The sequence below is a fragment of the Klebsiella sp. CN_Kp106 genome (genome assembly GCF_040064575.1).
In the GTDB taxonomy this organism is placed as follows: Bacteria; Pseudomonadota; Gammaproteobacteria; order Enterobacterales; family Enterobacteriaceae; genus Klebsiella; species Klebsiella michiganensis.
Genome location: NZ_JBEAIG010000015.1, coordinates 278,988 through 289,552, shown reverse-complemented (window position 1 = coordinate 289,552; position 10,565 = coordinate 278,988). Strand labels below are relative to the sequence as shown.

Below are 10,565 nucleotides of genomic sequence, written 5' to 3'. Positions count from 1 at the left end.
GCAACCCGGGGAATATGCCGTAACTTGGCATTGCTGCGGCTTCTTCCCGGCTTGCACAGCTCCTGCCCGGGCTACAGGCCCACAGATTGCTGAGGACGCGTAGCCCGGACAGATGCGCAGCATCGCCTCCGGGGCAGTTACCTCACCGCATATCTAATTTCCGGCAGAGTAAATGTAAATAAATTGTTTCTCACCAGCCGCGGGCGCTTCTAATAATGCAGACATGTTAATTCACATGAGCCTGCGAAATGTCTTATCGAATCAGTATCCTGGATAAAAGCCCGCTGGCAGCCGGAGAAACGGCTGCCCAGGCGCTGGCGCGTACATTAACGCTTGCGCAACAGGCGGAAGCCTGGGGCTATCATCGCTTCTGGATAGCCGAACACCACAATACTGACCAGCTCGCCAGTCCGTCGCCAGAGCTGGCCATTGCCTGGATCCTTGGCCAGACCCGCAGGATTCGCGTTGGCTCCGGCGGCGTCATGCTGCAGCACTACAGCCCGTATAAAGTGGCGGAAAACTTCAATATGCTGGCTTCCCTCGCTCCGGGCCGCGTGGATCTGGGCGTGGGCAAAGCCCCTGGCGGACTGCCGCTCTCCACTCGCGCGTTACAGCAGGGGCTTGACCCCCAGCAAAAGGGGCGTTTTGCCGACCAGCTGGCGCAGCTCGACAACTGGCTGTCGCTGACCGAAACCGACGGTGAGGAGAGCGTCCGCGCAACGCCGATCCCGCCGCGTCGCGCCGACGGCTTTCTGCTCGGCGCCAGCCTGGAGAGCGCGCAGCTGGCGGCGCAGCTGGACTGGAACTTCGTCTTCGCCGCCCATCTCAACGGCGATAAGCAGCTGCTGCGCGAGGTGTTAACCCGCTGGCGTGAACTGAGCCGTCGAGACGCGATTATTGCCGTCCAGGTCATCGTGGCCGAAGAGGCCGCGACGGCGGCGGAGCTGGCAAAATCCGTCGAAACATGGGGCGTTGAGCTGGAAAACGGCCAGCGGGTCACCGTCGGCAGCGAAGCGCAGGCGGCCGCCTTTGCCCGTCAGGCGGGCAGCAGGCCGACGCGCATTACCCGGCGGGAATCGGCGGTGCTGTTCGGCACCCCGGAACAGGTGAAAGCGCAGCTGGATGCCCTGCAGTCGGCCTGGAACATCGACGAATTTATTATCGACACGCCCATTAACGATGGCGCGGTGCGCCTTAACTCCCTGCGCCTGCTGGCCCGGGCGCATTTGAGCGCGGAGGTGCAGCCATGAGCCTTGCCGAACAGTTAATTCGCTGGCGGCGCGAACTGCACCAGTACCCCGAGCTCTCGCTGCAGGAGGTCGACACCACCGCACGTATTCGCGACTGGCTGCAGAGCGGCGGCATCAGCCTTCTGCCTTATGAACTGAAAACCGGCGCGGTTGCCGAAGTGGGCAGCGGCGATAAGGTGATAGCCCTGCGTGCCGATATCGATGCGCTGCCTATCGAAGAGGCGGCCAGCGTGCCGTTTCGCTCCTTGAATGCCGGCGTAATGCACGCCTGCGGGCATGATATTCATACCAGCGTGATCCTTGGCGCGGCCTTACTGCTGAAACAACGCGAAGCGCAGCTGGCGGGACGCGTCCGTATTCTGTTCCAGCCGGCGGAGGAGAGCTTCGGCGGCGCGAAAACCCTGATTCGCGCCGGCGTGCTGGAGGGCGTTTCCGCCATTTTCGGTATGCATAATGAACCGGGTCTGCCGGTGGGCGAATTCGCCACCCGAGGCGGCGCGTTTTACGCCAACGTCGATCGCTTTGTGTTTAAGGTGACCGGCAAAGGCGCTCACGCCGCCCGGCCTCATGAAGGGAAGGACGCCATTCTGCTGGCCAGCCAGCTGGTGACCCTGCTGCAAAGCGTCGCCAGCCGCGAAGTGAATACCCTTGATTCCGTGGTGCTTAGCGTCACGCGGATTCAGGGCGGCAATACCTGGAACGTCCTGCCGGAAAGCGTCGAGCTGGAAGGTACGCTGCGCACCCACAGCAGCGAAGTCCAGCAGCGGGTGAAAGCGCGGGTGAGCGAGATTGCCGCCGGCTTCGCCAGCGCCTTCGGCGCGCAGATAGATGTCTTCTGGTACGCCGGACCGACCGCGCTGGTTAATGATGAGCGCTGGGCCGCTTTCGCCAGCGACGTGGCCGATAAGTCTGGCTACCGCACGCACCATGCGGATCTCCATCTCGGCGGGGAGGATTTTGCCGTTTATCTTCAGCATATTCCCGGCGCGTTCGTCAGCATCGGCAGCGCCAGCGAATTTGGTCTTCACCATCCGGCGTTTAACCCGGATGAGCGTTTAATCGCCCCGGCGGCGCACTACTTTGCCGATCTGGCAGAGCAGGCATTAAAAGCACTTTAATTATTCAGGGTCATTGACTAAGGATTAACGATGTCTGAACAACGGCAGCTGCGCATTGGTACTATATTACACGGCGCATCGGGAAATATGTCGGCCTGGCGTCATCCGGCCGCGCTGGCCGACGCCAGTATTAACTTTGAGTTCGTCAAGCAGACGGCGTTAAAAGCGGAAGAGGGCAAGCTCGATTTTATTTTTGTTGCCGATGGCTTATATATTAATGAAAAATCGATCCCGCATTTTTTAAATCGTTTTGAACCGCTCACCGTATTATCTACCCTTGCGGCGGTAACTTCGCGTTTAGGCCTGGTCGGTACCCTGTCGACCTCCTACAGCGAACCCTTTACCACCGCCCGCCAGTTCGCCAGCCTCGATCATCTGAGCGGCGGCCGCGCGGGCTGGAACGTGGTCACCTCGCCGCTGGAAGGCTCAGCAAAAAACTTCTCCCGCGCCCAGCATCCCGATCATGCGCTGCGCTACCGTATTGCCGATGAATATCTGCAGGTTGTCAAAGGCCTGTGGGACTCCTGGGAGCAGGACGCATTTATTCGTAATAAAGAGAGCGGCCAGTTCTTTGATAAAAACAAGCTGCACACGCTTAATCATCACGGCGATTTCTTTAAAGTAGCCGGTCCGCTAAATATTGCCCGCACGCCGCAGGGCCGGCCCATTATCTTTCAGGCGGGCGCCTCCGATGACGGTAAAAAGTTAGCCGCCAGCCACGCAGACGCTATTTTTACCCATCAGGAGTCGCTGGCGGAGGCGCAGGCCTTTTATCGCGACGTCAAAAGCCAGCTTGCAGCGCACGGCCGCCGGGAGAGCGAACTGCATATCTTCCAGGGCGTCAGCGTCATCGTTGGCGACAGCGCCGACGATGTGGAGCAGCAATACCAGACCACCGCTGCGCTGGTGTCGATTGAAGACGCGCTGAATTATCTCGGCCGCTATTTTGAACATCACGACTTTGCTCAGTATCCGCTGGATGAGGCGTTCCCGGATATCGGCGACCTCGGGCAGAACAGCTTTCGCAGCACCACCGACGAGATAAAACGCAATGCCCGCGAACGCGGCCTGACGCTGCGCCAGGTGGCGCTGGAGGCGGCCAGCCCGCGACCGCGCTTTGCCGGAACCGCTGAAGAGGTGGCGGATGGTCTGCAGCAGTGGTTTGAACAGCGCGCGACGGACGGTTTTATTATCCAGGGCGGTACGCCGGATACCTTCCCGCGCTTTGTGGACCAGGTGGTACCGATTCTTCAGCAGCGCGGACTATTCCGCCGGGAATATCCCGGCACCACGCTGCGCGAAAGCTTAGGGCTGGCAGAGCCCGTGAATCAATTCCAAAAACAATAATAGAGAACACCCGCTATGCAGAAAACGCAGAAAAAATCGCTATTACTGGCGCTGGCGCTGGCCGTTAGTGCGTCATCCTGGGCGCAGAACGTCACGATCAACGGCACCGGCGTGAGCCTCGAAGCCAACAAAACGCCGATTCATACGGCGAAAAACCCGCAGGCTATCGCGCAGCTGCCGAAAGGTCTCCACCTGGCGGTGCCGGGTAAGCTGACGGTCGCGGTCGCCGCGCTGAACTCACCGCCGCTGACCGTGTTTTCTGACGATAACAAAACCCTGCTCGGCAGCGAGGTGGATATCGCCCGCCTGGTGGCCGACAGCCTCGGGCTGGAGCTGAATGTGGTACCCACCTCGTGGGAGGACTGGCCGCTCGGCGTCGCTTCCGGCAAATATGATGCGGCGGTCAGCAATATCACCGTGACCAAAGAGCGCAAAGAGAAGTTTGATTTCGCCACCTACCGCAAAGATTCGCTGGGTTTTTACGTCAAGAGCACCAGTCCGCTGAGCAAAATTGAAAAAGCGGAAGATATTGCCGGGCTGCGGATTATCGTCGGCTCCGGCACCAATCAGGAAGCTATTTTGCTGGCGTGGAACGCCGAGAATCTCAAGAAGGGGCTGAAGCCGTTTACGCCGGTCTACACCAAAGACGACGCCGCCCAGACCCTGGCGCTGCAGTCCGGGCGCGCCGACGCCTTCTTCGGCCCCAACGTGATCGGCGCGTGGAAAGCGGCGCTGACCGGTAAAACGAAGCTGGTAGGCAGCGTTGACGGCGGCTGGCCGAAGGCGGCGCATATTGCCGTGACGGTGAAAAAAGGCAGCGGTCTGGTAGAACCGGTACAGACGGCGCTGAACGGCGCAATCCGCAGCGGCGACTACGCGAAGGTGCTGAACCGCTGGGGGGAAGGCGTGGAGAGCATTCCGCAATCGGAAATCAACCCGGCCGGACTCGGCGACTAACAGGAGGCATGATGAGCGATCTATTCCGCGATGTCTCCCCGGAAGCGCCGGAGCTGCAGCCGATTATTGAGGGCCTGTTCGGCGAGTACGCCGCACGCTACGGCGACTATTTCTCCCGCGATGCCGAAATCGAGCTGACTGAATGGTATCTGGCGCCGCAGGGGCTATTTATCGTGCTGGAGCGCGAAGGGGAAATTATCGCCACCGGCGCGTACAAACCGAAAGATGCCCATACGGCAGAAATCAAACGTATCTGGACCCATCGTCGTCTGCGCCAGCAGGGGCTGGCGGCGAAAGTGGTGCAGGAGCTGGAGCGACGGGCGCTGCTCGCGGGCTACAGCCATATCTATCTGACCACCGGTTTTCGGCAGCCGGAAGCGGTGCGGCTCTACCTGAGCCAGGGCTACGAGGCGCAGTTTGACCTCAGCCGCGATCCGGAAGAGTACAGCCTGCCGCCGTTCGATGGTCGACTGCGCTTTACGAAAGCGCTGGCGGTCAGCGCGCTGAGCCAGAGCGCTTAAGGAGCCAATATGCATACCCAGGAAACGATTAAGGTTGTCCCCGCGCGCTATCCGCTGCGGGCGGTAGGCGCGGTGCTGGCGCTGCTGGTGCTGGCGGTGGTGATTCAATCGGTCGCCTTTAACCCGCGCTGGGAGTGGCGCGTCTTTGCCCGCTGGTTCTTTGACCCGGTGATCCTTGAAGGTCTCGGGCAGACGCTGCTGCTGACCCTGCTGGCGACGGCGCTGAGCGTTATTCTCGGCGGCCTGCTGGCGCTGGCCCGGCTCTCCAGTTCATGGCTGCTGAGCAGCCTGGCCTGGGGCTATATCTGGCTGTTCCGCTCGCTGCCGCTGATCGTGGTGCTGATTATTCTCTACAACTTCTCCTATCTTTACGACACGCTAGCGATAGGCATTCCGTTCACCGCGATTCGCTGGGCCAGCTTTGAGACCATCAACGTACTGGGGCAGTTTTCTACCGCCGTTGTCGGGCTGACCCTGGTGCAAAGCGCCTACACCGCCGAAATTATCCGCGGCGGCTTTCTCGGGGTCGATCACGGGCAGTATGAAGCGGCGGCGGCGCTGGGGCTTCCGGCCAGCCGTCGGACCCTGCGCATTATTCTGCCGCAGGCGCTGCGCACCATTTTACCGGCGGGCTTTAACGAAATTATCAGCCTCGCCAAGGGGACGGCGATGGTTTACGTGCTGGCGATGCCGGAGCTGTTTTACACCATCCAGATGATCTATAACCGCACCCAGGAAGTGATCCCGCTGCTGATGGTCGGCGCCGCCTGGTATCTGGCGATCACCAGCGTGCTGTCGCTGATCCAGTATCTGGTCGAGCGCGGACTGGCCCGCAGCGAACGCCGCTCGGCGGTCAATAGCGCCCGCAGCAGCCGCCGCGTTGAGTCCATTCGTCGCCCACAACCCCAGGAGTCCGCCCATGCCCAACTCTCGTAACGGCCATATCTCCATCACCGGCGTCAGCAAATATTTTGGCCGCCATAAAGCGCTTGATGACGTATCGCTGGAAATCGAACCCGGCACGGTGACGGTGATCCTCGGGCCGTCCGGTTCGGGAAAATCGACGCTGCTGCGGGCGATTAATCATCTGGAGCGCGTGGATGAAGGCTTTATTCAGATCGATGGCGACTATATCGGCTATCGCCGTAAAGGCGACAAGCTCTACGAGCTGAAAGAGAAAGAGATCCTCCGCCAGCGGGTTAACGTCGGCTACGTATTTCAGAACTTCAACCTGTTCCCGCATCTGACGGTGCTGGAAAATCTGATTGAGGCCCCCATCGCCCATAAGCAGGCGACCCGCAAAGAGGCGATCGCGCGGGCGTATGAACTGCTGGACGTGGTCGGACTGCGCAATAAAGCCGACGCCTGGTCGCGGCACCTGTCCGGCGGCCAGCAGCAGCGCATCGCTATTGCCCGGGCGCTGGCGCTTAACCCGCGGGTAATGCTGTTCGATGAACCGACCTCCGCGCTCGACCCTGAGCTGGTGGGGGAAGTGCTGGACGTGATTAAAAAGCTGGCGCGCTCCGGCACCACGCTGGTGGTGGTCACCCATGAAATCGGTTTTGCGAAAGAGGTGGCGGACCGGGTGGTGTTTATGGTCGACGGCAAGATAGTCGAGCAGGGCAGCAGCGACGCCGTGCTGAACCAACCGCAGCATCCGCGTACGCGGCAGTTCTTATCGAGGGTATTAGCGGCATGAGAAACGGACTTTTGGCCCTGACACTACTCTCTTTATCTGCGGCATCGCAGGCGGCTATCGACCTGCGCGCCAACGAGCAGCCGCTGCCGGTGACCCGCGATGAGCAGGCGATCGCGAAGATCCCGGCAAATTACGCCTTCGTCGAGCCGGGTACCTTAACGGTGGCGATTTCGGCGCTCAATTCGCCGCCGCTGGCGCTGTTGGCCAGCGATAACCGCACGCGTATCGGCAGCGACCCGGATATTGCCCGGCTGCTGGCCGGCAGCCTCGGGCTGAAGCTAAAGTTGGTGCCCACCGCCTGGGAGGACTGGCCGCTGGGGATTACTTCCGGACGCTACGACGTCGCGCTGGTCAATATTGCGGTGACCGAGCAGCGGAAAGAGAAGTTTGATTTTGCCACCTATCGCGTTGACTCTCTGGCCTTTTCCGTGAAATCAACCAGCGATATCGCCCGCGTGAGCGGTCCGGCGGATCTCGCGGGTAAAAAAGTGATCGTCGGGTCCGGGACTAACCAGGAGCGGATTTTGCTCGGCTGGAACGCCGAAAACGAAGCCGCCGGGCGGCAACCCGCGCTGCCGGTCTACCTGACCGATGATGCCTCGGGCAACCTCTATATTCAGTCCGGTCGCGCGGACGTGTTCTTTGGGCCGCAGTCGGTGGCGGCCTATAAAGCGGCGCTCAGCGGCAAAACCAAAGTCGTCGGCCTGGGGCCGAAAAAAGCGTACGTTGCCACGACGACCAAAAAGGGTAACGGCCTGGTGGTGGCGCTGCAGGCGGCGCTGAATGGCGCGATTGCTCGCGGGGAATACCAGAAGGTGCTGGCGCGCTGGGGAGAGCAGGGCGAAGAGGTGACGCAATCGGAAGTGAATCCGCCGGGGATAACCTACTAAAAAAACGCTGTTTCGCAGGAGTGTGATGCGAAACAGCGGAGGCGAATGCTCGCCAGGGTTTTAAATCAGGCGGCGCGCGGGGTCAGCGTCAAACGATCCAGCGGCCCGACGATAAACAGATAGGAGAACAGGCCCAGCACGCCCATGGAACCGACGTACAGGATGGCGTAATCAAAGGAGTGGGTATTAGCGAGGATCACGCCGATAACCAGCGGCGTGATAATACTCGCCAGGTTGCCGCACATGTTGAAAACCCCGCCGGCAATTCCCAGCATTTCCTTCGGCGAGGTGTCGCTCAGCACGCACCAGCCGAGGTTACCGAAACCTTTAGCAAAGAAGGCCAGGCTCATGGCGGCGATCACCACCACTTCTGAGATGGTGTAGTTGGCGACGACAATCACGCAGGAGAGCAGCATGCCGCAGATCACCGGCAGCTTGCGGGCGGTCGTCAGGCTGTAGCCGCGTTTGAGCAGCCAGTCTGAGAATACCCCACCGAGCAGTCCGCCGATAAATCCGGCAATGGCCGGGATACTGGCGACAAAACCGACCTTGAGGATCGACATACCTTTGGCCTGGTAGAGATAGGTGGGAAACCACGTCAGGAAGAACCAGGTAATGGACGTTACGCAGAACTGGCCGATATACACGCCGATCATCATGCGATTGACGCAGACGCTTTTAATCTGCGCGAGGGTTAATTTCTGCTGCGTTTTTTTCGTACCTAATTCCGGCTCGCCGCCGCCTTCGCGAATATAGTCGAGCTCCTGTTGGTTAATTTTTGGATGATGAGAGGGATCTCTTACTTTTACCAGCCAGAATATTCCCAGCACCACGCCGATAGCGCCAATATAATAAAATACGTAGTGCCAGCTTAAATTATGCAGAATAATCGTCATTAGCGGCGTAATAATTCCCAGGGAAATATACTGCGCGGCCTGATAGACCGAGGTGACGAATCCACGCTCTTTATTGGGAAACCACTGTACGCTGAGACGGCTGTTAGCGGGGAAGGCGGGGGCTTCAATCGCGCCCATCATCAGACGCAGAATCACCAGTACGATCAATGGGCTGGCGAACAGATAGATCGTTCCCTGAAACATGGTGACGATCGACCAGCCAATCAGCGCGCAGCCGTAGACCAGCCGCGAACCATATTTATCCAGCAGCCAGCCGCCGGGTATTTGCATAATGACGTAGGAGATACCAAAAACTGAAAAGGCCAGCCCCATCGCCTCGGGATCAAAGCCTAGCTCTTTGCTCATAATAGGCGCGACGACGGACAGCGTAGCCCGGTCGGCATAATTAAATACGGTAGCCAGAAATAAAAACAGTAATATGCCGTAACGCACGTTGCTGCGTTTTAAGGGGGTAGTCATCTTCAACTCCTTTGCAGGGTTGTTTATTGTGGGTACAGTCAATAAGAGGTATTTCCCCGGCAGGGCTACGGATTCCAGTCATCTGCGGACCGGTAGCCCGGACAGATGCGCCGCTTGACGCGCCTTGCCCGGGCTACGGGGCCTGTAGCCCTTACGCCGCCATCCGGGGAATTCGGTTAAGGGCGTTTACCAAACTCGCAGCTTTGCTGGGTCCAGCGGCGGGCCTGTTCGCTCAGGGTAAAGCCCAGACCGTGGCGTTCGGAAACCCACATCCGCCCGTCGCGCAGCTCCAGCTGTTCGTTAAACAGCGGGTTCAGCCACTCGAAGTGCTCCAGCCACGGCTCGAGCGGGTAGGAGGCGGCGAGATGCAGGTGTACCTCCATCGCAAAGTGCGGGGCCAGCTTGCGACCGTGCTTCGCCGCCAGATCCATAATCTTCAGGAACGGGGAGATCCCGCCGACGCGCGGCGCATCCGGCTGGACAAAGTCGCTGGCGTTGCCGAGGATAAGCTGCTCATGTTCACGGAAGCTGGTCAGCATCTCGCCGGTGGCAATCGGCGTATCCAGCGCGGCGGCGAGCTGCGCGTGGCCTTCAACATCGTAGGCGTCAAGGGGCTCTTCAATCCAGATCAGATTGAACTGCTCCATTTTGCGCCCCATGCGGATGGCGGTTTCGCGATCCCACTGCTGGTTGGCGTCCACCATCAGCGGGAAGTCATCGCCCAGCACCTCACGCACCGCCGTCAGGCGACGAATATCTTCGGCGGTATTCGGCTGACCGACCTTCAGCTTAATCCCGCCAATCCCGTTCTCACGGGAGATAGCCACGTTTTTTAACACCTGATCCAGCGGCGTATGCAGAAAGCCGCCGGAGGTGTTGTAGCACTGAACGGAATCGCGGTGCGCGCCGAGCAGTTTCGCCAGCGGTAGTCCGGCGCGTTTGGCTTTCATATCCCACAGCGCAATATCAAGAGGGGAGATGGCCTGTACCGCCATACCGCTGCGGCCAACGGATGCGCCGGCCCACAGCAGTTTGGTGTAGATCTTGTCGATATCGTTCGGGTCTTCGCCGAGCAGATTATCGGCGATCTCTTTGGCGTGGGCGTAAATGCCCTGGCCGCCCGCACGCTTGGAATAGCTGAAGCCAACGCCTTCAAAGCCGTCCCGGGAGCGGATTTCCGCGATAACGATCGCTACTTCGGTAAGCGGTTTTTGCCGACCGGTCAGAACCTTTGCATCGCTAACGGGGGTCGCCAGCGGCAGAAAGGCCAGCGACAGTTTGACGTGTTCAATGCGGTCGCCGGTTTCAGCGGCGGTTTTGACGCCGGAAGCTTTGGCGTAGGTCACGGACTCGGAATTAGCGCTCGAGGTCATAGTCAGTTCCTTTTTAGTGGTAAAATGTTTGCGC

8 protein-coding genes and 1 pseudogene are annotated in these 10,565 nt (G+C 59.7%); 7 read left to right on the top strand and 2 right to left on the bottom strand.

Features of this window, described 5'->3' with window-relative positions:
* Positions 1–248 precede the first annotated feature (248 nt).
* The 7 genes and pseudogenes from ABLU96_RS10220 (at position 249) to ABLU96_RS10190 (ending at position 7,782) form a co-directional block, all read left to right on the top strand.
* Positions 249–1,250 carry an LLM class flavin-dependent oxidoreductase gene (locus tag ABLU96_RS10220; protein WP_064407258.1) on the top strand — a complete coding sequence of 334 codons (1,002 nt, stop codon included), beginning with the start codon at positions 249–251 and terminating at the stop codon, positions 1,248–1,250.
* The gene (locus ABLU96_RS10215) at positions 1,247–2,368 is read left to right on the top strand and encodes an amidohydrolase (RefSeq protein WP_049080892.1); all 1,122 of its coding nucleotides are present in this window, start codon (positions 1,247–1,249) and stop codon (positions 2,366–2,368) included. The genes ABLU96_RS10220 and ABLU96_RS10215 overlap by 4 nt, the downstream gene beginning before the upstream one ends.
* A gap of 30 nt (positions 2,369–2,398) precedes the next feature.
* Positions 2,399–4,672 (top strand): annotated as a pseudogene (locus tag ABLU96_RS10210) (NtaA/DmoA family FMN-dependent monooxygenase).
* A gap of 11 nt (positions 4,673–4,683) precedes the next feature.
* Complete coding sequence (locus ABLU96_RS10205) at positions 4,684–5,193, top strand: GNAT family N-acetyltransferase (RefSeq protein ID WP_032749194.1); 510 nt, start codon at positions 4,684–4,686, stop codon at positions 5,191–5,193.
* A 9-nt stretch (positions 5,194–5,202) separates the two neighbouring features.
* Entirely contained in the window at positions 5,203–6,129 is a 927-nt protein-coding gene (locus ABLU96_RS10200) for an amino acid ABC transporter permease (RefSeq protein WP_014838407.1), read from the top strand.
* The gene (locus ABLU96_RS10195) at positions 6,113–6,892 is read left to right on the top strand and encodes an amino acid ABC transporter ATP-binding protein (protein ID WP_014229256.1); all 780 of its coding nucleotides are present in this window, start codon (positions 6,113–6,115) and stop codon (positions 6,890–6,892) included. Before ABLU96_RS10200 ends, ABLU96_RS10195 begins: the two co-directional genes overlap by 17 nt.
* Positions 6,889–7,782, top strand: coding sequence for an ABC transporter substrate-binding protein (locus ABLU96_RS10190; RefSeq protein WP_064404854.1), 894 nt, complete (start codon positions 6,889–6,891; stop codon positions 7,780–7,782). The genes ABLU96_RS10195 and ABLU96_RS10190 overlap by 4 nt, the downstream gene beginning before the upstream one ends.
* Before the next feature lie 65 nt (positions 7,783–7,847).
* Here the strand turns inward: ABLU96_RS10190 and ABLU96_RS10185 are convergent, their stop codons facing one another.
* Both ABLU96_RS10185 and ABLU96_RS10180 read right to left on the bottom strand, forming a co-directional pair.
* Positions 7,848–9,158, bottom strand: a complete 1,311-nt coding sequence (locus ABLU96_RS10185; RefSeq protein WP_064404856.1) for an MFS transporter — start codon at positions 9,156–9,158, stop codon at positions 7,848–7,850.
* A gap of 176 nt (positions 9,159–9,334) precedes the next feature.
* Positions 9,335–10,531, bottom strand: coding sequence for an L-talarate/galactarate dehydratase (locus ABLU96_RS10180; protein WP_048263004.1), 1,197 nt, complete (start codon positions 10,529–10,531; stop codon positions 9,335–9,337).
* Between the last annotated feature and the right edge of the window lie 34 nt (positions 10,532–10,565).